This is a genomic window from Sedimentibacter sp. MB31-C6, from assembly GCF_035934735.1.
Classification (GTDB): Bacteria; Bacillota; Clostridia; order Tissierellales; family Sedimentibacteraceae; genus Sedimentibacter.
In genome coordinates, this window is record NZ_CP142396.1 from 2,111,855 (window position 1) to 2,136,919 (window position 25,065).

Here is a 25,065-nt window from a genome sequence, read left to right on the forward strand (position 1 = left end):
GAAGTAATGATAAAGTATGAAGATATTGTATTAAAAACAGCAGATACCCTTGTTAAAGCAAGTACAACATTTAGTCCAGATAAAATTGAAGCTTATGAAAAAGCAATGGTAATTGAAGAAAATAGTAATGCTAAGTGGGTTCTAGAAAATATTTTGGAGAATAGTCAAGTAGCTAAAGCTACAAAGTTTCCATTGTGTGATGATACTGGGATACCACATGTATTCTTAGAAGTTGGAGATAAGGCAATATTACCAGAGGGTTTTATAGGCGCAATAGAAGAAGGTGTTAGAGAAGGCTTAAGAAAATTACCAGGAAGGCCAATGGCAGTAAAAGGTAATGATAAAGAGCGTATTAGTCAAAGTTGTGGCTTATTCGAAGATTCTGGAGAATTAGCAATGGCGCCAATACAAATTCGAGAAAAGAAAAATTGTGATAAGGTAGCTTTAACAGTTTTAATGTTAGGTGGAGGACCAGAAATAAGGGGAAAAACCTTAAGAGTATTCCATAAGCATTCAGAGCAAGTAGTAATAGATGAAATGATTGAATGGGCTAAGGAAGGTTGTGGTAAATTAGGTTGTTTACCGGCAGTATTAGGATTTGGTATAGGCAGAACAAATTTAGAAGCAGCTTCCTTATCACTAGAAGCGATGAGATATGGGAATTTTTTAATTCAATCTGACATAGAAAAAGAAATAACACAAAAAGTTAATGAATCCGGAATTGGTCCATTAGGATTAGGAGGAAAAACTACAGTATTAGGAACTTTTGTTAAAGTTGGACCTCAAAGGGCAAGTGGTGTTCGAATAGTCTCTATGAGAGTAGGATGCTGTTTTGATCCAAGAAGAGCAACAGTAACGCTATAAAAACTTTTTTAAAAATATAGGAGGATTTGCAATGATAATTTTAAAGGATGGTCTTGTAGTAACAGGTGATGGTGTAACATTATATGAAAAGGCCAGTGTGTTAATCAGAGATAATGAAATATTAGGAGTAGTTGAAAGGTTAGATCCATCAATTGAAGCTTATGCTGATGAGGTTGTTGATTGTACAGGTAAAGCTATTATGCCAGGGATGATAAATCAACATCAACATGGAGTTACTTTCGGTCCTATATTTGCAAGTGGAATGATTAATTATGGAAAAGATAGAATAATGGAACTTCTTGACAGAAACTTTTTACAAGGTTGTACTACAGTATTAAATGTTGATGGATTTGTAACAATGGATGAAGTAAATGAAACGCAGAAACATCATCCAATGAGAATAAAAACAGCTACAACACATGCCCCAATTAATTATGAAGCTGGTTTACGATGTGATGGTAAAGGTTTGACAGAAAAGCATAAGACTATGACTATCGAAAAAATGCTTGCAGATGGAGCTGTTTGTATAGGAGAAGTAGGAGGCGGACATACTCTTGGCGGAGGTGGACAAGACTATCTTTATATACCAAAAGCAGTAAAAGAAGCAAAGGGTGTAGATATAGATTATTTACAGGCCAGAACTTTAAAATTGGGTGTATTAGGTAGATACATAGAAGAAAGTTATTACGACAAAGATACAGTTGCAGCTGCGTTAAAGGAAGCTAAATTAGATCATATATTAACACCAGAAGAAACTAGAGATCTTGTGTATAAAACAACTCTTGCATCAGTAAAAGTTGCAATAGATGGATATATGGAAGCTGCACACATAGCAAAAAGATTAGATGTTCCATTATTATGCCATAATGCACCTACTTCAAAAAAAGTTATTCATGAAGTAGCAAAAGTTGGATTAAATAATTTTGTCGCATGTCATTCTAATTATTTATTTACTAAAGATGAAGCTGTAGAAAACACTAAAATATTAAAACAAAATAGCGGAGTGATAATTGAAGCTTGTACACATGATCCTTGGGGTGCAAAAAGATTAGTAGCTAATCCAGAAAACTTATATGCTTTCTATGAAGAAGATTTAATTGATGTAGTATCTACAGATTTTGCAAATGGAAGCTTTGATTCAATGCTTGAAGCAGTGCAACATGGAGTTGAAAAGGGTTTAGTGTCTCTTCCAAAAGCAATAGCTCAATGTACTAAAAATGTAACAGAAGCTATTCCATTGTTGGCACCAAACTTAGGGCAATTAAAAGAAGGATACACTGCAGATGTATTGGTAACATCATATCCTAACTTTTCAAATGTTGAAAGAATTTATATAGATGGAAAATTAGTAGCTAAAGATGGAAAAAAATTAGTATAAATAAATTATTAATTTATAATAGTTTTTTATGTAATATATCAAAATAAAATAAGCGTAAAATAAGGAGAAAAAAATGAAAGTTAAAAAAGTAATATGTTCAAAAATTATGACAGGATTTTATATGGATGATAAGGAAGCTATTAAAAGGGGAGCGGAACCAGATGGCTTTGTATACAAAGGAGAACCTGTTACTAAGGGATTTAAAACTATAAGACAACCTGGACAAGCTGTATCAGTTATGTTTGTTTTAGAAAATGGAGAGATAGCATATGGAGATTGCGCAGTAGCACAATATGCTGCTAGTGGTGGAAGAGAAGTTCCAAATACTGCAGAAGCTTTAATAGAAGTAATAGAAAAATATGTAACTCCTATGTTTGAAGGAATGGATATAAAAGAATTTAAATCAACAGCCGAAAACTTTGACCGTAAATTATTTGATGGAGTTCAATTACCAGCTTCTATTAGATATGGTGTTACACAAGCGATACTTGAAACTGTTGCTATAGAAAGAAAAATTACAATGGCTGAAGTTGTAATTGATGAATACGGATTAGAGATAGATTTAACACCAGTTAGAATAAATGCTCAATCTGGTGATGAAAGATATACAAATGTAGATAAGATGATTTTAAAAGAAGTTGGTATGATGCCTCACGGTTTAATTAATAACGTTAAGACTAAATTAGGTGAAGATGGACAGATATTCTTAGATTGGGTTAAATGGGTTAAAAATAGAATTCAAGAAATTGGTGATCCAAACTACAATCCAGTAATGAGATATGACGTATATGGATGTATGGGATACGCATTTAATGATGATTTAGATAAGGTTGTAGAATATTTGCTTAAAGTTGAAGAAGCATGTTCACCATATACTGTATTTATTGAAATGCCAATAGATTTAAAATCAAATGACAAACAATTAGCTGGGTTTAGATATCTAAGAAAGAAATTAGATGAAGCAGGTTCGAAATTGAAATTAATAATTGATGAATATGCAAATACTTATGAACAAATTGTTGAGTGGGTAGACGCTAAGGGTGCAGATATGATTCAGGTAAAAACAATCGACCTTGGTGGTATAAACAATATAATTGAAGCAGTATTATACTGTAAGAAACATGGAATTATAGCGTATCAAGGTGGAACTTGTAATGAAACAGATAAATCCGCAAGGGTTTGTGTTAACTTAGCAGTTGCTACAAAACCATTTGCTATGGCTGGAAAACCAGGAATGGGTGTTGATGAAGGAGTTATGATTGTAAATAATGAGCAAGAAAGATTGTTAAAAATATTAGAAGCAAAAAAGAATAATCTAGTTTAGGAGTTAAATATGATTTCTGTTAGTATTGATAAGTGCGTAGGTTGTAGAGAATGTTCTCGTGTTTGCCCAATGGAGGCTATTGAGATTATTGATAAGAAAGCTGTTGTTAACAAAGATGATTGTGTTAATTGCAAAAGCTGTATTAAGGTATGTAAATTTAATGCACTAGAAGAGATAGAAGATACTAACCCTAATTCCGTAGTTTGTACAAACTGCGGAGTTAGATGTATCATTCCAAATAAAAAAGATGGCGCATGTAAACGATTCACAAATGATAATGGTAAATTGTTTAGAAATAGACCTTTGCAGATACCTGACAACATAGAGCCAGATAAAGAAAAAATTGCAATAAGTAGACCTTTAATAACAGCAGTTGGAGCAGGAGCAAGTTATCCTGATTACCACCCAGCACCATATATTGTTGAAGAAAATATTGATGATTTTGATGTAGTTACTGTTGTTACAGAGGCTCCAATATCATATAGTTCAATGATGGTAAAAATAGATACCAATATTCATATTGGTGATGAAAGCGCTGTCGTAAGAAGAGATGGCAAAGAAGTAGGAACAATAAGTACTGAGCAATACGGCTCTCAAATTTTAATACTTGGAGGAGTTAATAGAGTCAAAGGACCTCATGGTATGACAGTTGTAAAAACTATGACTGAAATTGGTAATAAAAAACTAGTAAAATTAAAAATCGATGGCGGTTCAACAATAGAAATACAAGTTGGAAAACCACCGATAATCGACGGTGTTGAGGATACAAAGATGAGAGTAGGGTGTGGTGGTGCATGTTGTGGATTATTTGCAAAACATCTAGGTAAATTAATAGATGAAGCAATAATATTAGACCATCATATAACAGGATTATTTACAAAACACCCTGCTGGAGCTGAACAATTACCATATAGTGGAGTAACACCCGTTGGAAGACTTGCCACTCCTGGTAGATATTTCTTTGAACATGGTAAAGGCTGGGGTGGAACTAATGTAGAAAATCCAGCTGAAGCAATAAAAGATATTGATATGACAATAGCAAAACCAGGTATGAAAATATTAGTAGCAGAAACAACTTGGAGGAATATTGCATTATTTGAAGTTAGTGAAGAAGGTAAAGCAGTAGAGATTGAAATACCATTAGAATTAGAAGAATTTAGACAAATGGCTGCTGAAAATTGTGAAGATAGTAAGGTTTCTGCCATGTATTATGCAGGTGTAGGAGGAAGTGCAAGAGCTGGAGTTACAGTTAATCCTATTAAGCTTACTCAGGCAGTACACAAAGGAGATGCAGTTTTAAGTATTGCAGGTGCAGAAACATTCCTAATGCCAGGTGGAGGTATATCATTTTTATCAGATGTTGAAAAAATGGTAGACGAACCATTTAATTATACAGCATCACCAGCTGTATTAGCCCCAATAGAATATACAATTGTAAAAGAAAAATATGATGAAATAGGGGGTCATATAAAGGCAGTTAGAAAATTAGATGACGTAAAGAAAGAAGGAAGATACGAATATACGAAGTTGAAAAAATAGTTGGAGGTTTTTATGAAAGAGTTGTTTGCAGATTATAAGGAAGGTGGAAAAAAAAGACAACTTGTTGGTAATGATAAAAAGATTATTAAAGTAATAGCAGTTATTATGTCTCTTTATCAGCTATGGCAAAGTGTTTTTTCATCAATGCAACCTCAGATGCATTATGCAATTCATTTAACATTTATTTTAGTATTATGTTATTTGTATTTTACACCTTCTCAAAATAAAGATAGAACAAAAATTTTAAAAATAGATTATATTGTAGCTGCAGTAATAATAGTAATTGGAATCTATTATGTATCTCAAATTCAAAGATATTTAGTTAGATGGCCACAAGTAGATCCATTGAGTGCAGCTGACATTATTTTTGGGATTATTTTAGCAGTTTTAGTAATTGACGGTACAAGAAGAACAATGGGTATGGTGTTACCATCTATAGGGATTTTCTTCTTATTATATGCTTTGTTTGGTGATTTTTTGCCGGGTTCCTTTGGACATAGATTTATTTCCCCAATAGATATATTAGACCAACTTGTTTTTACGACAAATGGAATTTTTACTTCACCAATAGCTGTTTCATCAACATTTGTATTCTTGTTCTGCTTATTCGGTTCATTTTTTAATCACTCTGGAGCTGGTGCCTTTTTTCACAAATTCTCAATGGCAGTAGCAGGTAAATATGCAGGAGGAGCTGGTAAAGTATCAGTAATTTCTTCAGGTTTATTTGGTATGATTAATGGTAGTCCAACGGCTAATGTTGCAACTATAGGTTCCTTTACGATACCAATGATGAAAAGAGAAGGATATGATTCAGTTTTTGCTGGAGCGATTTCAGCAGTATCCTCAACTGGTGGAGGTATTATGCCTCCTATTATGGGAACAGCTGCATTTCTAATGGTAGAAATGGCAGGAGTACCATACAAAAATATTGCAATTGCGGCGGCTATTCCAGCTGCGTTATATTATGGTTCATTGCTTCTTATATGTCACTTAAGAGCAAAGAAAACAGGTCTTAAGGGCCTCCCTGATGACGAGGTACCAAATTTAAAACAAACATTAAAAGAAGGATTCCTCTTCTTTTTACCGCTGATTGTATTAGTTGGTATGATAATGATGGGTTACACACCTTCTCTTGCAGCAGTAGCAGGTATAGTATGTGTAATTATAGCAAGTTCATTAAGAAAAGAAACAAGAATGAGCTTAGAAACTATAATTAAGGCTTTAGAAGAAGGGGCTTTATCTTCAATAATAGTATCTTTATCTTGTGCAGTAGCAGGTATGGTAATATGTGGATTAATGATTACAGGTTTAACAGGTAAAATTGCTAGTTTAGTATTAAGTGTTGGTGGTGGAAGTTTGTTTGCAGCCCTTCTTATAACAGCAGCTTTATGTACTTTACTTGGAATGGGAATGCCGGTTGCCGCTGCATATGCACTGACAGCATCTTTGGCTATTCCGTCATTAATTGAATTAGGAGTACCATTACTAGCTGCTCATATGTTTGTAGTGTATTATTCAACTTTTTCAGCTATTACACCTCCAGTTGCAGTTGCTAGTTATGCAGCAGCAGGGATTGCAGATGCTAATGCTACCAAAATTGGATGGGCTGCGTGTCGAATTGGTGTTATATGTTTTATAGTACCATTTATGTTTGTATTTGATACATCATTATTGGCTGAACCATCAGACTTTTTAAATATTAGTACCTATATAATGATTTTAACAGCATTTTTAGGGGTGTATTCTTTAAGCGCAAGTTCAGAAGGATATTTAAAAGCTAAATTAAACATCGTTGCTAGAGTGTTGTTATTTGCATCAGGATTAACGATGATATACCCCGAAACTCTTACGAGTATTATAGGTATAGCAGTGTTTGCAACAATTTATTTAATGCAGACAGTGAAAATTAAAAAAAGTAATGAACAAATAGCAATTGAAAAAAACTAATTACATTTAAAGGAGAATATTATGAAAAAAAATTTAAGAAGATTCTCAGGTTTAATGGCTGTAGTATTTTTATTAAGTTCAATGTTAGTAGGATGTGGTGAAAGAGGGGCTAGTACTGGTTCTGATACATCAAGTGAAGATGGTAAACTTAAATTAACAATTGTTGGTGGATCTATTGGAGGAGCTTGGGCAGCTATAGGTGAAGGTGTTAGTGAAGTCATGAGAAGAAGTTATCCTGGCTCAGAGATTGCTTATGAAGTTGGTCAAGAGGCTTCAAATGTTGCTTTAGTAAGCAACAACAAGGTACAGTTAGGAATAGCTCATGAAAGTTTTTTAAACCTAGCAGCTAAAGGAAAAGAGCCTTTTGCAGAGGAATATGGTAATTTAAGAGCTTTAGCAGTTTTATATGGAGAAGCTGCAGAACACTTTTTAATATTAAAAGATTCAGGTATGAATTCATTTGATGATATTAAAGATAACAATTATCCTTTAAAAGTGAATTTTAACACAAAAGATTCTTTCATGGAAATAGTAGGTAAAAAGTGCTTAGAAGCTTATGACATAACTTATGAAGATATACAATCTTGGGGTGGAAAAGTAGACTTTATGTCAATGGGTTCTTCAATAGATTTAATAAGAGATGGCAAAATCGAAGCATATAGCAACGTTATTCAAGTACCATCAAGTCATATATTAGATGCTTCAAGCAACTTGGATTTAAACTTATTAGCAATGTCTGAAGAAGCTATTGAGAAAGTAAATGCTGAAATTGGTACTTATAAGGCAGTAATTTCTAAAGACCAATATTCATTTTTAGAAGAAGATGTACCTACAGTAGCTGCAAGTGTTGTGTTGTTTACAAATGCTGAACTTTCTGATGATGAAGCATATGCAGTAGTTAAATCAATTGATGAAAATCTTGATTATTTTACTGGAATTCATGCTTCTTTGAAAGGTTTAGATATAGAAAAATTACAAGATATTAATGGAATAGAAATACATCCAGGTGCTGTAAAATATTATGAAGAAAACAAATAAAAAATATTAAGTTTGATAAAGATGAGGGAGGACCATATGATACAACAATCAAAAAAGTACAGAATATTAGACGACGGAAGGGTGTTAGTTGATTATGGTCCTATTATCATGTCAATTGCATCTAAAAATCAAAAGAATAGCAATATTAAAGCTTCATTAATTGGAGCAGAAAAAGCTATTGAAACTTTAAATAATTTAGTTGAATATTTAGAAATTGCAAAGCAAAGAATTAGTGGCATAGATATGGAAAAATATAACGAATATCCAGATGTATTAAAATTATTGATAGAATCAGTAAAATGTTTACATAATAATGAGTTCACACCTATGGCTGCAGTAGCAGGAACCTTTTCTGATATAGTAATGGGCGAAATACTAAAAAATTTTGATGTAGATTCAGTTGTAATAAACAACGGAGGAGACATTGCATTTAGTAAATCTGATAAAGATGGAGTTTTTAATGTTGGAGTTATAAATGATATTACAAGTAGAAAGATAACACATAGGTTATCTATTAAAAATAATAGCGATATTAAAGGTATAGCTACAAGTGGTTTTGGAGGAAGAAGTTTAACTAAAGGTATTGCATCAGCAGTAACTGTAATGGCAGAGAGTTGTAGATTAGCTGATGCAGCAGCTACAGAAATAGCTAATAATACTTATATAGAAAGCAATACGGTGGAAACTTGTCTGGCTGAAGAAATTGATTATGACACAGACATAAAGGGTACTACAGTAGTTAATAAAGTTGGAAAGCTTAATAAAGAAGAAGTTGAAAAATCAATTAATTTAGGAATAAATAAAGCCAAAGAGCTTTATGATAGGAAGATGATTAAAGGTGCAATAATTTTTGTGCAAAATGAATTTGATTATTATCCCAAAGATTCCCTTTATTTTAATATAGATAAAAAATTATAATAGGAGGTAAGTATGAAATACATAGGAAATAAGCAAAGTTTTATTGATTCAAAGGAAAAAGTTACTGGTAAAGCAAAATACTTAGATGATTTAAAAATGCCAGATATGCTATATTGTAAAATTCTTCGTTCGCCACATCCTCATGCAAGAATTTTAAGTATTGACACATCATTAGCTGAAAAGTTAGAGGGAGTCAAAGCTGTTATAACTGGAAAGGACTGTCCAAACAATAAGTTTGGGCTAGAGATAGCTGATGTTACGATGTTAGCAATTGATAAGGTTCGTTATGTAGGGGATGAAGTTGCAGCAGTTGCAGCAGCAACTGAAGAAATTGCAGAAGAGGCAATTAACTTAATTAAAGTTGATTATGAAATTTTACCTATAGTAGATGATGTTATAAAAGCAATGGAACCGGATTCACCTTTAGTTCATGAAGAAAACAAAAGTAACATAGCAAAAGAATATCACTTTTCAAGAGGGAATATTGACGAGGATTTCGCTAGTTGTGATTACGTATTTGAAGAAGAATTTAGTACCCATAGAGTACAAGGTTTATATATGGAGCCTTTTGGAGCTATAGCTAAATGGGAAGATAATGGAAGATTGACGATTTATAGCGGTTTACAATCTGTTTTTCAAGGAAGGAATGAAATAGCAAAGGCTTTAGGAATTGAGCCATCTCAAATTACTGTTAAGGCACCATTTATAGGTGGAGGTTTTGGAGCTAAAATATGGATTAGAAATTTTCATCCTATAGTAGCAGTATTAGCTAAGTTAACACAAAGACCAGTAAAGGTTGTTTTAACTAGAGAAGAAGAAATGTTATCAACAAGACCAAGAGTTGCACCTAAAATCAAATTGAAATTAGGTATGATGAAAGATGGAACTATGGTTTGTAAACAAGCTCGTATTATAGCTGATAATGGAGCTTATTCATGGGCAGCAACTAAAATATTGTTAAATATGTCTATACGAACTGATTGTTTATATAGATTTAAATCTACAAAAACAGATTCTTATTTAGTTTATACAAATTTAATTCCTACAAGTGGATTTAGAGCTTATGGAAATAGCCAAGCTCACTTTGCTTTAGAATCATTTATCGATTTATGTTCAAGAAAAATAGGGTTAAATCCTGTTGAAGTAAGACTAAAAAATGCAGTTCATACAGGAGATTTGACTATACATGGTTGGAAAATTAAAAGCTGTGGATTGTCAGAATGTATTGAAGCAGCAAATGATAGTATATTAAAAACGAGATTACCAAAAGAAGAGCAAAATGGAAGAATAAAAAGAGGTATTGCAACAGCATGTATGACACATGTTTCTGGTAATAGAGGTGGAGAAAAATATGATGGCTCATCTGCTATGATTAGAATTCATGAAGATGGAAAAGTATTTGTATTTTCTGGTGAAGCTGATTTAGGACAAGGATCTAGAACTATCTTTGCACAAATTACTGCAGAAGTATTAGGTGTTAATATAGATGACATTACAGTTATGCCGTTAGATACTGATATAAGTCCATTTGGACTTGGGACATATTCTAGTAGGGTAACTACAGTAGGTGGAAAAGCAGTAATGCAAGCAGCTGAAAAGGTTAAAAAACAAATTATATCTCTTGCATCTGAAGAATTAAAAAAACCAATAGCTGCTTTGGATATAAAAGATGGTTTAGTATATTACAAAGCTGATGACAGAGTAAATATATCATTAAAGAGTTTATGTAATAAGGCGATAAGAACTAATAAGTCAATACCGTTCACTTCATATATAAGTTATGATCCACCTACGGTAGGAGCAGATTCAACTGGATATGGAGACTATTCAAGTGCTTATACTTATGGTGCACATGCAGTAGAAGTAGAAGTAGATACACATACTGGACAAGTTAAAGTATTAAAAGTAGTTGCAGCTCATGATGTTGGAAAAGTAATTAATCCTAGTGGTGTAATAGGACAAATAAATGGTGGAGTTGCTCAAGGTATTGGATGGACTTTATATGAGAATATGCAATTTAAAGATGGTATACCTCAAAGTACAGGATTACATAAATATACTTTAATGACATCAAAAGATATGCCAGAAATTGAAAGTATTATTGTTGAAACAAACGATCCAATTGGTCCTTTTGGAGCTAAAGGTATTGGAGAACCAACTTTGATTCCTACTGGTCCAGCTATAGCAAATGCTATTGAAGATGCTATAGGAGTTCGAATAAAAGATTTACCTATAACTCCAGAAAAAATATACAGGGCTTTAAATGATAAATAAGGGAGGCGAAATAAGTGAGAATTGAAAACTATCTATACCCTGAAACTGTAGAAGAAGCAATACAACATTTAAAAGAATATAAAGGCAAAGCTAAAATTGTAGCTGGAGGAACTGACTTAGTACTTTGGTTAAAGTCAGATAAAGTTCAAGCTGAGGCTCTAGTTGATATAACAAATATAGATGAATTACAGGAGATTAAGATAGAAAAAGACCAGTTAGTTATTGGCGCAGGTGTAACATGTACTGATGTTTCATTAAATAAAAATATAAAGAAAATATTTAAGAGTTTAGCAGATGGATGCAGAAGTGTTGGTTCGCCTCAAATACGCAATATGGCTACATTAGCTGGGAATATTGTAAGTGCACAACCAGCGGCTGATGCTAGTGTAAATTTTGTAGCACTAGAAGCAAAATGTGAAGTAGCTTCTATTGAAGGCAGAAGAATTGTTAATGTCGAGGATTTATATTTAGGAGTAGGCAAAAGTGCAATAGATTCAACTAAGGAAATAATTACTAAAATATTTATTGAAATACCGAAAAATAATTATTCTACTGGTTTTGAAAGAATTGCACCAAGAAATTCATTAGCTTTACCTATAGTAAACGTAGCTATAAAAATTGAAGTTGATAATAATATTATAACTAACTCTAAGATTGTAACGGCACCAGTTTCAATAGTTCCTTTTAGAGCTAAAAACGCAGAATCTTATTTAATAGGTAAAGATATTACAGATGAAAAAATTATAGAGTTAGCTTCAATAGAAGCATTTAACGAGGCAAAACCAAGAGATAGTATGTTGAGAGGAACTGGAGAATATAGAAAAGTTTTAGTAAAAGAATTAGTTTACAAAGCTTTGGAAGCAATTAAAAAAGATTTAATACAGGAAGGTAGGTGATAACATGCAAGAGATAAAATTTATTTTAAATGGAGAAAATGTAACTGTTAAGGTGAATCCTAATGAAACGTTATTAAAGGTTTTAAGAGAAAAACTTGGAATGACTGGCACAAAGGAAGGCTGCGGAGAAGGCGAATGTGGAGCCTGCACTGTTATTTTCGACTCAAGACCAGTTAATTCTTGCATCATACCTGCTGCTAAAGTAAATGGTAAGGAAGTTTTAACAATTGAAGGGCTAAGTAAAAATGGTGAACTTCATCCAATACAAGAAGCATTCATCGAGGCTGGAGCAATACAATGTGGTTTCTGTACACCAGGAGTTGTTTTATCAGCTAAGGCTATATTAGATAAATATGATGATCCTGATGAAGAAACAATAAAAGATGAGTTATCAGGTCATTTATGTAGATGCACTGGGTATTTACAGTTCTATGATGCTATAAAACTAGCAGTTGAAAAAATTAAAGAAATGAAAAAATAAAACAATACAGAAAGTAGGCATAATAATGAAAGAAGTTAATTTGTTTTCACCTATTAAAATTAAGATATTAGAGCTTCCTAATAGGGTTATAATGTCACCTATGTTTTCAAATTCAGCAGGACCAAAGGGAGAGGTAACACAAAATACAATTAATCATTATGTTGACAGAGCTAGGTCTGGAGTTGGCTTAATTATGACTGAGCATACTAGTGTATGCTCAAAGTATATACATCCTGGCAATAGACTTCAAATTAGTGAAGACTTTCATATTGAAGGTTTAAAAAGGCTTGCAGACGCTGTGCATAAAGAAGGATGTAAGATAGGTTTGCAAATTGCACATTCTATACATGGAAAGAATAAAGTTCCTTCTGATTTAACAAATGAAGAATGTTATAAAATAATAGATGATTTTGTAGAAGGTGCTAGAAGAGCAAAAGAAGCAGGTTTTGACACAATAGAACTTCATTATGCACATACCTATACTATGGCTGACTTTATTTCCAAACGAACAAATACCAGAACGGATGAGTTTGGTGGAGATATATATGGCAGAATGTTTATGCATATAGAAATTCTAAAAAGAGTTAGAGAATTAGTAGGAGAAGAATATCCATTATTTGCGAGAATAAGCGCTGAAGAATTTATAGTCGGTGGAAATACTTTAGTACAAACTAGAATTTTTGCAAAAGAATTAGAAAAGTATGGTATAGACTGTATGGATGTATCAGCTGGTGTAAGATTTGATGACGGTGGGCTAAAGGGATACAGTGACCAAAGAGGTAAACCTACTATTGAATATCCAGATGGACCTAATGTTTATTTAGCAGAGGATATTAAAGAGCATGTTAGTATTCCAGTAGTAACAGTAGGAAAATTAGGTAATCCTGATGTGGCAAAAGAAGTTATAGAAACAGGAAGAGCAGATTTAGTTGCATTAGCTAGACCTTTGATTGCAGACCCAATGTGGGTTAATAAGGTTAAAGCTAATAGATATGATTTAATAAAATCTTGTTTATATTGTAATGAATGTTTATATGAAAGACATGACCCTGATGCATATGTTCATTGTATGAGATATACTTGTCAAAATGCATGTCCAGCAAATGTTAAAGTTCCTGTATATATAGATTTGGCATATCATAACAAATGTGAAGAAGCATATGAAGTTATACAAAGCGAAAATCCATTAGCAGTAGCTTGTGGTAGAATTTGTAATCATTTATGTGAGTCTATGTGTAACAGAGTTAAAATAGACAATCCTGTTGGAATTAAAAATATTAAAAGATATGTTACAGATAAATTAATGGAAGATAATATTGATTTCCCTGTACCTAAAATAGAAAAAGAAAACAATAAAAAAGTTGCAATTATAGGTTCTGGACCATCAGGTTTATCTTGTGCATTTTATTTGAGAAAAAAAGGATATGACGTGACTGTATATGAAGCAGCAGATAGAATAGGTGGAATGCTAGTATATGGAATACCAGAATATAGACTTCCTAAAGATTTATTAGAAAAAGAGTTAGAAGTATTTAGAAAAATGGGTATTAAATTCATTACTAATAAAACATTTGGTGTAGACATAACAAAATCTCAATTATTAGAACAAGGATTTAAAGCCATTTACTTAGGCATAGGTGCTCAAGGTGGTAGAAAACTAAACATACCAGGAGAAGAAGCGCAAAATGTATTGTCAGGAGTAGAGTTTTTAAATAAAGTAAGTAAAGGCGAAAATATAGGAATTGAAAATAAAGAAGTTGTAATTGTTGGTGGTGGGAATGTTGCAATGGACGCAGCTAGAACTGCTATAAGACTTAATGCTAAGAAAGTAAAATTATATTGTCTTGAGGATAGAAAAACAATGCCAGCTAGTGGAGAAGAAATAGACTTTGCTTTAAAAGATGGTGTATTTATAAATAATAGCTGGGGTCCTAAGGAAATTACAGCAAGTGATGGAAAGGTTGACTCAATTTCATTTAAGGAATGTGTTTCTGTTATTAATGAAGGTAGATTTAATCCAATTTATAATGAAGACAATGATATAATTGTAAAAGCTGACTTTGTAATATCTGCAATTGGACAAAGTGTTGACTGTGAAGCATTTAAAGATGACTTAAGAGAAATTGTAAATCCTAGAGGTATTACAGCTAGTTTTGGTGGTTTCACAAGTATACCATATGTATTTTCTGGTGGAGATTGTATTGCTGCACCTGCATCAGTTGTAAAATGCACAAATGATGGAAAGCTTGCTGCAGGCTCTATTGACAAATTTTTAGGTGGAGATGGTCAAGTCGTAAGAATTAAGTCTCATGAAAGAGTAATGACTCATGAAATAAATGAAGAGCCACAAAAAAGAGCAGAACAAGAATATATTCCATTAGATAAATTAAATAGCAAATTTGACGAATGTGAAAAGGTAATAACATACGACCAAGTAAAATGTGAAGCGTCAAGATGTTTAAGATGTGATGTATTAAAGATAAATAAACTATAATATTTAGCTCTCTGTGCATACATTGCACAGAGATGCTATTAATTTAAGGATAGTGAATAAATGGATACTAGCTTAAAACTTAAAGAAATTTTTTTAAATTATCAGCCAGAGAAGCAATTATTAAAAAATTTTTTAAATAGTTGTGATTTAGAATTAGATGAAGATGTTGAGTATGCGGTAGGACTTTATGATGATAAAGATGAAATTGTCGGATGTGGTGCATTTAGTAAAAATGTTTTGAAGTGTTTTGCAGTTAAAGAAGAATTAAGAGGTTTAAATGCATTGAACACTATTGCAACACATTTAATAAATAAGCAATATGAAAGAAAAGTATATCATTTGTTTGTTTATACAAAACCAAAAAATATAAAATTTTTTCAAAATTTAGGATTTAATGTTGTTGAATGTGTTGAGTATGTTGTATTACTTGAAAATGTTAAAAATGGTATCAATGATTATTTAGCTTCTTTAGAAAATCCTGAAAAGATATCTAAAGATATTGGTGCCATTGTTATGAATTGTAATCCTTTTACACTAGGTCATGAGTATATTATTGAATATGCATCAAACAATTGTGATTTATTACATATATTTTTAGTTGAAGAAGATAAATCTATATTTCCATTTGAAATTAGATATGAATTAGTGAAAGAGGGAGTTTCTAAGTTTAACAATATTATACTGCATAGAAGTGGTAATTATATAATTTCTTCAACAACATTTCCAACGTATTTTATTAAGGATAAATATAAAAGGGCAAATGTATATGCAGAGTTAGATTTAAATATTTTTGCTAAGCATATTGCTCCAGCATTAAATATTACTAAAAGATTTGTAGGGCATGAACCATATTGTGCAGTGACAAATCAATATAATAATCTCATGAAAAAAATACTACCAATTCATAATATAGATGTAGTTGAAATAGAAAGAAAAGAAATCAAAGGGAAAGCAATAAGCGCTTCATCTGTAAGAGATAGCATTAAAAAATATGGTATTTCTGAGGAATTGAAGGAATTGGTTCCAATAACAACTTATAATTTCTTAAAAAGTAAAAAAGCAAAAAAAATAATTGAGAATATTAAAAATTAATAATTTTTTTATATAAATTAACATAGCTTAAATTTTAAATTTATGACTATGAGGAGGTGCAATATGAAGTTAACAACATTAGGTTATGCCGGAAGTCTAGAATCAGGTGACTTATACGTAGTAACTAAACCTAACCTAGATAAAGGCATAAAGATTGAAATTGAAAGTATTGTAAAAATGCAGTTTGGCGATGCTATTCAGGAAACCATTAAAAATGTATTGAAAAGCTTTGGCGTAACAGATGCAATTGTAGAAATTAACGATCAAGGTGCTTTAGATAGCGTTATCAAATCAAGGGTACAAGCATCTTTGTGTAGATCAGCAGAAATTACAGAATTTGAATGGGGAAGGTATTAACATGAATAAGGAAAAATTAAGAAGATCATTATTATATGTTAGTGGTAGTAAGCCAGGTGGTATTTCTCAAGCTCCATTTTATGGCTCGGATTGTATAATTTATGATCTTGAAGATTCTGTTCCTATAACAGAAAAGGATGCTGCTAGGTTTTTAATATTTAATACACTTAAGAAAAAAAGACCAGAAAATATTGAGATAATAGTAAGAGTAAATGGAATGGATACACCATTTGCAGAGCAAGATCTTGAAGCAATAGTTAGAGCTAAACCTGATATAGTAAGATTCCCTAAAATAGAGACTCCAGAAGATGTTAAATTAGCAGATGAATATATTTCTAAGGTGGAGTTAGAAGCAGGAATAGAAGTTGGAAGCACTAGAATAATAGCTGGTATGGAAACTCATACAGGAGTATTGAATGCAAGGGAAATAGCTACGGCAAGTAAAAGGATAGTTGCCATTTCAATAGGTGGAGAAGACTTTACTGCTAGTATGAAAACAACACGTTCAGTTGAAGGGATGGAAATGTTTTATGCTAGAAATGCAATATTAATAGCAGCTAGAGCAGCAGGAGTACAGGCAATAGATACAGTATTTTCTGATATAAATAACACTGAAGGGTTAATTGAAGATACAAAGTTAATAAAAAGATTAGGCTTTGATGGTAAATATTTAATTCATCCAAGGCAGGTTGAGCCTGTAAATAATGTATTTACACCAAATAAAAAAGAAATTCAAAATGCAGTAAGGATTCTTAAAGCATTAGAAGAAGCAAATAAGAAAAATCTTGGAGTAGTTGCGTTGGATGGTAAGATGATAGATGCACCTGTAGTGGATAGAGCAAAAAGAGTAATAGCACTTGCTGAAGCATCAGGGGTAATTGCTGGAGGTGAAATATAATGGCTAAAAACAGTGTAGGAAGAGATATTCCTGAATACATAGGAAATAGAAAATTAATTCCATATATGGGTCCATTTGAAAAAGAACCTGATTCTATTATAAAAGTTAATAAAAGACAATCTAAAATTTTACCAGGTGAAAGTAAAATTAAATCAACTATAAAAGATGCAATTATTTCTAGTGGATTAAAGGATGGTATGACAATATCTTTCCATCATCACTTTAGAGAAGGTGATAAGGTAATAGGATTAGTATTAACTATAATTAAAGAGTTAGGTATAAAGAATTTAAGATTTGCACCTAGTGCGGTTATTAACATTAAAAATCCTTCAATTGTTGATTTCGTTAAAGATGGAACTATTTCAAGAATTGAAGCCAGTGGTATTAGAGGTCAATTAGGTGATGCTGTTATCGAAGGTTTTATGGATGAGCCAGTAGTACTTCGTACACATGGTAGTCGTCCTAGAGCTATTGAATCAGGGGAACTTTCTATAGATATTGCTTTTATAGCAGCTTCTGCAAGCGATGATTATGGTAATGCAAATGGATTTTCAGGACCTAATGCTTGTGGTTCTTTAGGTTATGCAATGATAGACGCTAAAAGTGCTGAAAAGGTTATAGTTATTACAGATACATTAGTTGATTTTCCCTGTGTACCCGCTTCTATATCACAACATGAAGTTGATTATGTTGTTGTAGTAGATGAAATAGGAGATAGTGCATCAATTGGAAAAGGGGCAGCAAGGGTTACTAAGAATCCTAGAGATCTATTAATAGCTAAAAATACTGCAAATGTTATTGCAAATTGTGGTTACTTTAATGATGGTTTTACATTTTTAACAGGAGTTGGAGCAACATCTATAGCATGTATTCAATTCTTAAGAGAGAAAATGATAGAAAAAAATATTAAAGCTGGGGCAGCTATTGGTGGTATTCCAGCTGCAGTAGTAAAACTTCATGAGGAAGGTTTAGTTAAAGTAGTTGAAGCTGTTCAATGTTTTGATGCAGAATCAGCTAAAGCTTTAGGACAAAGTAATACTATTTGCGAATGTGATAATAATGTATACTCTAATGTTCATAACAAAGGAAATATGGTTAATAAAGTGGATATTGGAATATTAGCCGCACTGGAGGTAGATACTGACTTTAATGTTAATATACTTACTGGATCTAGTGGAGAAATGTTGGGAGGTCTTGGTGGTGGACCTGATGTTGCTGCTGGTGCACAGGTTTCTATTGTAACAATTCCACTATTTAGAGGAAGAACACCATCTATAGTTAAAAAAGTATTTACTTTATGTACACCAGGAGAAACTGTGGCATTAGTTGTAACAGAGTTAGGAGTTTCGATTAATCCAAAGCATAAAAATTATGAGTTTTTAAAAGAAAATTTAAGTAAATCTAATATAAAAATTATACCAATTGAAGATTTGCAGCAAATGGCAGAAGAAATTACAGGAACACCAAAACCTATCGAATGTACAGATAAAGTTGTTGCTGTTGTTGAATATAGAGATGGAACAGTTATTGATGTAATAAGACAAATAAAAAAATAGGACAATATTACAAGGTTAATAATAAGTTAGCCTTGTAATATTAGAATGATTGCGGAGTAAAATCATGACTGAAATTACAAAAGGAAAAGTATGTATTAAATTAAGTGAATTTGCAGTAGAATCTATGCTTTACGAGGTTGCATGTTACCCTTCGTTTGGTCTTGTATCACCTATATCTAGCGGATCTCATACAGATATGGATTTTTTCACTTTCATTAATAGTACAACTTGTTTAGCACCATTTATGTATGAATTCGCCAATAAATCTTATAATAGTGAAAAACCTAAGGATGTATTTAGAGAAATTAGATTACTTGGTATAAAAGCAGAAAAGTTAATGTATAAAAAAACAAAAAATGTCAATACACATAAAGGTATGATTTTTACATTAGGTTTATGTGTAGCTGCAGCTTCCAAATGCATTTATAATAAAAGAGATTTTACTTACATTAAAAATACTATAAAAAATATGACAACTGGTATAGTAGAAAAAGAATTGTACAATATAAGGCATGAAAATCTTTCAAATGGGGAAAAAACTTTTTTAAAATATGGACATACGGGTATAAGAGGAGAAGCAGAAGCAGGATTCCCTATTATTTTTGACTTAGCATTACATACTTATGAAGGTTGTTATGATTTAAGTGAAAATGATAGGTTAGTTCAGACATTAATTACAATTATGCAATATACAGAGGACAGCACTATATTATATAGACACAATGCTGATATATTAAAGGAAGTTCAAGGAATTTGCAAATATATTATAGAAATTGGAGGCATGTACTCTGAAAGAGGTAGGCAAAATATTAATGCATATTCTAATAATTTTGAAAATAGGAATATAAGTCCTGGAGGAAGTGCTGATTTATTAGCTTGTACTGTTTTTTTAAGTAAAGTTAAAAAATTATTTTTTAGTAAATTGTAAAATAAATGCATATGAAAGGTGATAATAATGGAAGTTAGTAATAATTTCGTTGAGAACTTTTTAAGAGATAGGGATAAGAGGGTAGAATATCAGAAAAAATTGAGTAATAAGTATCATAAATCCATTGTATGTATTAGAGTCAATTTTCCAGGAATAAATAAGGACAATGTTACATCAAGAAAAATTAATGAAATAATATATAATATTCTAACTGGTATGATTAAAGACAAAATAATATATGAAAATTCATTTGTGACACTTGAAGGACCAATATCCATTTTAGTTGTCAATGAAAAATCAAATCAATTGAAAGAAAATTGCCTGCAAATAGAAGAATATCATCCGTTAGGGAGAATAGTTGACATTGATGTATACGATGAAAACTATAAAGGATTAAGTAGAGTTAGTTTTGGTAGAATGCCAAGGAGATGTTACTTATGTGATGAATTAGCAGTTGTTTGTTCTAGAACTAAAAGGCATCCAGAAACAGAAATAGTATCCTTTATTGAGAGAAGTTTATGGGAATATGAGTATAATATTGAGAATAATGATTATAATACCGTTTAACGACGGTTTTTTTTTGTCAAAAAGCAAAATAATTTGTATACGATTCAAGAACAAGTTCGACAATAAGCACTTGACATGTATACAAAATCAGAGTATTATAGTTGTGTAAAGACAACGTTTTAATAATTTAAGGATGGTGAATGTATGGCTAAAATGGATGCCCTTGTAAAAAAATATGCAGAACCTGGATTATGGCTTGAAGAGGTTGATATTCCAGCACCTAATGAAGGAGAAGTATTAATAAAAATACATAAAACTTCAATATGTGGAACAGATGTTCATATTTATGTTTGGAACAAATGGGCACAGGATACGATACCTGTACCAATGACTATAGGTCATGAATTTGTTGGTGAAATTGTTGAACTTGGAAAAGGTGTTAAAGATTTGAGTGTTGGAGACCTCGTTTCAGGAGAAGGTCATATTGTTTGTGGAAAATGTAGAAATTGCTTAGCAGGCAGAAGACATTTATGTAAAGATACAAAAGGAGTAGGAGTTAATCGAACTGGAATTTTCTCAGAATATGTAACATTACCTGCTACTAACATTTGGCTATGCGACAAGTCACTACCAGAAGAAATATTTAGTATTTTTGATCCATTTGGTAATGCTGCACATACAGCATTATCCTTTGACTTACTAGGTGAAGATGTGCTTATTACTGGAGCAGGACCGATAGGAATGATGGCAGCGGCAATTTCGAAACATGCAGGTGCTAGGTATGTTGTAGTAACTGATATTAATGATTATAGACTAGATTTAGCAAAGCAAATGGGAGCTACTAGAGTAGTAAACACTAAAAACGAAAAAATAAGTGATATAATTAACGAATTAGGTATGAAGGAGGGGTTCGATGTAGGCTTGGAAATGTCAGGAAATGACATTGCGTTGAATGATATGATAAATAATATGGTTCATGGTGGAAAAATAGCAATGCTAGGTTTGCAAGAGCCAAATACAGTGGTAGATTGGAACAAAGTAGTATTTAATGGCCTTCATATTAAAGGTATATATGGAAGAGAAATGTTTGAAACTTGGTATAAGATGCAATCTATGTTGAAATCAGGACTAGACATAACACCGGTTATAACTCATAGATTTCATTATTCTGATTTTATAAAAGGTTTTGAAGCAATGACTAGTGGAAAGTCAGGCAAAGTAATACTTGACTGGACTAAAAAATAAAGGAGAAGATTCTATGCATGAAAAAACTAAACAAATCTATAAAGATATTTTGCAGGACATCAAAAGCAGTGGACTATGGAAAGATGAAAGGATTATAACAACACCTCAATCTAGTAAAATTAATACTACTAATGTAAATGGAGTATTAAATTTGTGTGCCAATAACTATTTAGGGTTAGCTGACAATAAAGAAGTTATTGAAGCTGCAAAAAACGTCTATGATAATTGGGGTTATGGACTATCATCTGTAAGATTTATATGCGGTACTCAACAAATTCACAAGGAATTAGAAGATAAGCTAAGTGAATTTTTAGGTACAGAAGATACAATCTTGTATTCATCATGTTTTGATGCTAATGGAGGATTATTTGAAACAATTACCACAGATAATGATGCAATTATTAGCGATGAATTAAATCATGCAAGTATTATTGATGGGGTAAGACTTGCTAAGGCTAAAAAGTATAGATATAAAAATAATGATATGGATTCCTTAGAAGAGAAACTAATCCAAGCCGACAAAGATGGAGCTGTAATAAAACTTATAGCTACGGATGGAGTTTTTTCTATGGATGGAATAATTGCAGACTTAAAGGGAATATGTGATTTAGCTGATAAATATAATGCTCTTGTAATGGTAGATGACAGTCATGCAGTAGGATTCATCGGTAAAAAGGGTAGAGGAACACATGAATATAGAGATGTAATGGGAAGAGTAGATATTATTACAGGAACATTAGGTAAAGCTCTTGGAGGAGCAAGTGGTGGATACACAAGTGGAAGAAAAGAAATAATAGATTTATTGAGGCAACGTTCAAGACCATATTTATTCTCAAATACATTAGCACCAGCAATAGCAGGTGCATCATTAAAGGTTCTTGACATGATAACAAAAAGTACTGAGTATAGAGATAAACTAGAAGAAAATACAAAATATTTTAGACAGGAAATTAAAAAAATTGGATTAACGATAATTGATGGAGAACATCCAATAGTTCCTATCATGTTAGGAGATGCAGTTTTATCTCAGAAAATGGCCGAAATGTTACTGGAAAAAGGTGTATATGTAATAGGTTTTTATTATCCTGTAGTACCAAAAGGCAAGGCAAGAATAAGAACTCAAATATCAGCAGCTCATTCAAAAGAAGATTTAGACTTTGCAATAAATGCATTTAAGGAAGTTAAAGAAGAATTGAATATATAACGAGGGGAAGGTTTCATCCACCTTGTTGAAGTGGGGTGAGGCAATTGTTACATAATTGCTTCCGATAATTAAAAAGAAAAACAGAAATTGTAAATACAATTTCTGTTTTTCTTTTTAATTAGAAGGATTATGCTATATTGCTCCTTGAGGAACAGAAGATTTCTTTTTTTGTATGATGTAAACTATTGTTATGAATAATAAACCTACAGCAACAAAGTAAGCTTTAGTTAAAACCATTAGTACTCCGCCTGCAACAAATAAGAATCTTTCAATATTTGACATCTTAGCTTTGAAAAAGCCTGTTAATCCTGATGCGACACAAATAATTCCAATAACAGCTGTTACTACATCAAATAAAAGTAATAAAGGAGTTGTGCCTATCATAATCATTCTAGGACTAAAAACAAATATATATGGTATCATAAATGCTGCGATAGCAAGTCTAGTTGCTTGTACACCTGTTTTCATAGGTTCTGCTTTAGCAATTCCAGCACCTGCAACAGCAGCCAAACAAACAGGAGGTGTAATATCAGCAATTATACCAAAATAGAATACGAATAAGTGGGCTGCAAGTAATTCAACATCAAGCATCAATAAAGCCGGGGCTGCAATAGTAGATGTTATAACATAATTTGCAGTAGTAGGAACACCGATACCTAATATTATTGATGTAATCATTGTAAAGAACAATGTTAGGAATAATTTATTTTGTGCTAATCCTACAATGACAGAACCCATTTTAAGTCCTAGTCCAGTTTGAGTAACTACACCGATTATAATACCTGCACAAGCACAAGCTGCAACAACTGTTAATGCATTTCTTGCTCCATTGATTAATCCATTTACTATATCCTTGAAAGATAATCTAGTTTCCTTTTTAACATAAGAACATAATAAAGTTGTTACTATGGCACCTAATGCCGCTCTTATTGGAGAGTATCCTTGTATTAGTAAAAACATTACAGCAATTATAGGTATAATTAAATGACCTCTTGTTTTCATAACATGCTTAAATTTAGGTATTTGATCAGCTGGTAATCCTAGTAAATTTTGTTTTTTTGCTTCAAAATGAACTCCAGACCAAACGCCAAAATAATATAACATAGCTGGTATAGCAGCGGCCTTAATTATTTCTACATATGGTGTATTAGTGATTTCAGCCATTAAGAAAGCTGCAGCTCCCATAATAGGAGGCATTAATTGTCCACCAGTAGAAGCTGTAGCTTCAACTGCACCAGCAAATTCTGGTTTGTATCCAAGTCTTTTCATCATAGGAATTGTAAAGCTTCCTGTACCTACAACATTTGCAACTGAGCTACCAGAAAGAGTTCCCATCATTCCACTTGAAATAACAGCAACCTTGGCTGGTCCACCAGGAGATTTACCATTAATTGCATTAGCTAGGTTAATAAAAAATTCTCCCATACCAGTTTTTTCTAAGTAAGCACCAAAAATTAAAAACATAAATATAAATGTAGATGAAACACCAATGGGAAGACCCATAATACCTTCTGTTGTAAAAAATAAATGTTGGGCAAAATTATTTAAGTCTACACCCCTATGAGCTAATTGTCCAGGGATATATGGACCTAAAAAGGCATAAGCAATAAATAAAGTTGAAATTATAACCATTGGTAATCCTATAACTCTTCTAGCAGCTTCTAAAACTAAAACAACGGCTAATAGTCCTATCACCATATCGGTACTAGTAATTAAGCCCATCCTAAAAACTATATCCTTGTAGAATACAACAACATATAAACACACAATTATTGATAATATTGCTATAGCTATATCCATAGGATGTATTTTATCTTTAGGCATATTTTTCTTTGCTGGATAAAGCAAATATATTAAGGAAAGACCAAATGCTAAATGTATGGATCTTAATATCATTGGTTCCATTCCAAGAAAAATTGCTGTATAAAGTTGAAATAAAGAAAAACATAAAAGTACTGCAGATATAAAAATATTTACTTTTCCTTTTAAAACCCTAAAGTTTGAACCTTTGTCATATTTTCTAAGAATTTCATCGACTTGCTCGGCACTTATATTATCATCTATATCTTGAACCACATCTTGATTCTTATCATTATCAATATCTTGAACCATATCATGGTTTATT

Annotated in this window: 20 protein-coding genes; 19 read left to right on the forward strand and 1 reads right to left on the reverse strand. The window is 32.0% G+C overall.

The window, feature by feature from the left end; translation table 11 throughout:
* Nucleotides 1–6 precede the first annotated feature (6 nt).
* The 19 genes from U8307_RS10035 (at nucleotide 7) to U8307_RS10125 (ending at nucleotide 22,940) form a co-directional block, all read left to right on the forward strand.
* Nucleotides 7–864: a fumarate hydratase gene (locus U8307_RS10035; protein ID WP_326907501.1), complete on the forward strand. Its 858-nt coding sequence runs from the start codon at nucleotides 7–9 to the stop codon at nucleotides 862–864.
* Nucleotides 865–895: 31 nt separating this feature from the next.
* Nucleotides 896–2,242 (forward strand): hypothetical protein, encoded by a 1,347-nt coding sequence (locus U8307_RS10040; RefSeq protein WP_326907502.1) that lies wholly within the window; start codon nucleotides 896–898, stop codon nucleotides 2,240–2,242.
* Nucleotides 2,243–2,315: 73 nt separating this feature from the next.
* Nucleotides 2,316–3,566 (forward strand): methylaspartate ammonia-lyase, encoded by a 1,251-nt coding sequence (locus tag U8307_RS10045; protein ID WP_326907503.1) that lies wholly within the window; start codon nucleotides 2,316–2,318, stop codon nucleotides 3,564–3,566.
* A gap of 9 nt (nucleotides 3,567–3,575) precedes the next feature.
* Complete coding sequence (locus tag U8307_RS10050; protein ID WP_326907504.1) at nucleotides 3,576–5,105, forward strand: 4Fe-4S binding protein; 1,530 nt, start codon at nucleotides 3,576–3,578, stop codon at nucleotides 5,103–5,105.
* A 12-nt stretch (nucleotides 5,106–5,117) separates the two neighbouring features.
* Entirely contained in the window at nucleotides 5,118–7,052 is a 1,935-nt protein-coding gene (locus tag U8307_RS10055; RefSeq protein WP_326907505.1) for a TRAP transporter permease, read from the forward strand.
* A 21-nt stretch (nucleotides 7,053–7,073) separates the two neighbouring features.
* Nucleotides 7,074–8,090, forward strand: coding sequence for a TAXI family TRAP transporter solute-binding subunit (locus tag U8307_RS10060; protein ID WP_326907506.1), 1,017 nt, complete (start codon nucleotides 7,074–7,076; stop codon nucleotides 8,088–8,090).
* Between the two features lie 36 nt (nucleotides 8,091–8,126).
* Nucleotides 8,127–9,008: a UPF0280 family protein gene (locus U8307_RS10065; RefSeq protein ID WP_326907507.1), complete on the forward strand. Its 882-nt coding sequence runs from the start codon at nucleotides 8,127–8,129 to the stop codon at nucleotides 9,006–9,008.
* 12 nt (nucleotides 9,009–9,020) lie between these two features.
* On the forward strand, nucleotides 9,021–11,282 hold the full coding sequence (locus U8307_RS10070) for a xanthine dehydrogenase family protein molybdopterin-binding subunit (RefSeq protein ID WP_326907509.1): 2,262 nt from the start codon (nucleotides 9,021–9,023) through the stop codon (nucleotides 11,280–11,282).
* 14 nt (nucleotides 11,283–11,296) lie between these two features.
* Nucleotides 11,297–12,178, forward strand: coding sequence for an FAD binding domain-containing protein (locus U8307_RS10075; RefSeq protein ID WP_326907511.1), 882 nt, complete (start codon nucleotides 11,297–11,299; stop codon nucleotides 12,176–12,178).
* Nucleotides 12,179–12,182: 4 nt separating this feature from the next.
* On the forward strand, nucleotides 12,183–12,659 hold the full coding sequence (locus U8307_RS10080; protein ID WP_326907514.1) for a (2Fe-2S)-binding protein: 477 nt from the start codon (nucleotides 12,183–12,185) through the stop codon (nucleotides 12,657–12,659).
* Nucleotides 12,660–12,684: 25 nt separating this feature from the next.
* Entirely contained in the window at nucleotides 12,685–15,153 is a 2,469-nt protein-coding gene (locus tag U8307_RS10085) for an FAD-dependent oxidoreductase (protein WP_326907515.1), read from the forward strand.
* A gap of 60 nt (nucleotides 15,154–15,213) precedes the next feature.
* On the forward strand, nucleotides 15,214–16,245 hold the full coding sequence (gene citC / locus U8307_RS10090; RefSeq protein ID WP_326907518.1) for a [citrate (pro-3S)-lyase] ligase: 1,032 nt from the start codon (nucleotides 15,214–15,216) through the stop codon (nucleotides 16,243–16,245).
* 63 nt (nucleotides 16,246–16,308) lie between these two features.
* Entirely contained in the window at nucleotides 16,309–16,602 is a 294-nt protein-coding gene (gene citD / locus U8307_RS10095; protein WP_326907520.1) for a citrate lyase acyl carrier protein, read from the forward strand.
* 1 nt (nucleotide 16,603) lies between these two features.
* Nucleotides 16,604–17,500, forward strand: coding sequence for an aldolase/citrate lyase family protein (locus tag U8307_RS10100; protein WP_326907522.1), 897 nt, complete (start codon nucleotides 16,604–16,606; stop codon nucleotides 17,498–17,500).
* Nucleotides 17,500–19,056 carry a citrate lyase subunit alpha gene (citF, locus tag U8307_RS10105; protein WP_326907523.1) on the forward strand — a complete coding sequence of 519 codons (1,557 nt, stop codon included), beginning with the start codon at nucleotides 17,500–17,502 and terminating at the stop codon, nucleotides 19,054–19,056. Before U8307_RS10100 ends, citF begins: the two co-directional genes overlap by 1 nt.
* A 64-nt stretch (nucleotides 19,057–19,120) precedes the next feature.
* Nucleotides 19,121–19,984: a triphosphoribosyl-dephospho-CoA synthase CitG gene (gene citG / locus U8307_RS10110; RefSeq protein WP_326907524.1), complete on the forward strand. Its 864-nt coding sequence runs from the start codon at nucleotides 19,121–19,123 to the stop codon at nucleotides 19,982–19,984.
* A 27-nt stretch (nucleotides 19,985–20,011) separates the two neighbouring features.
* Nucleotides 20,012–20,551, forward strand: coding sequence for a citrate lyase holo-[acyl-carrier protein] synthase (gene citX, locus U8307_RS10115; protein WP_326907525.1), 540 nt, complete (start codon nucleotides 20,012–20,014; stop codon nucleotides 20,549–20,551).
* Between the two features lie 153 nt (nucleotides 20,552–20,704).
* Nucleotides 20,705–21,736, forward strand: coding sequence for an L-threonine 3-dehydrogenase (tdh, locus tag U8307_RS10120; protein WP_442985544.1), 1,032 nt, complete (start codon nucleotides 20,705–20,707; stop codon nucleotides 21,734–21,736).
* Between the two features lie 13 nt (nucleotides 21,737–21,749).
* Entirely contained in the window at nucleotides 21,750–22,940 is a 1,191-nt protein-coding gene (locus tag U8307_RS10125; protein ID WP_326907529.1) for a glycine C-acetyltransferase, read from the forward strand.
* Between the two features lie 132 nt (nucleotides 22,941–23,072).
* On the opposite strand, the gene U8307_RS10130 is transcribed toward U8307_RS10125, so the two are convergent.
* A complete protein-coding gene (locus U8307_RS10130) occupies nucleotides 23,073–25,052 on the reverse strand; it encodes a TRAP transporter permease (RefSeq protein ID WP_442985545.1) in 1,980 nt (659 codons plus the stop codon).
* Nucleotides 25,053–25,065 lie beyond the last annotated feature (13 nt).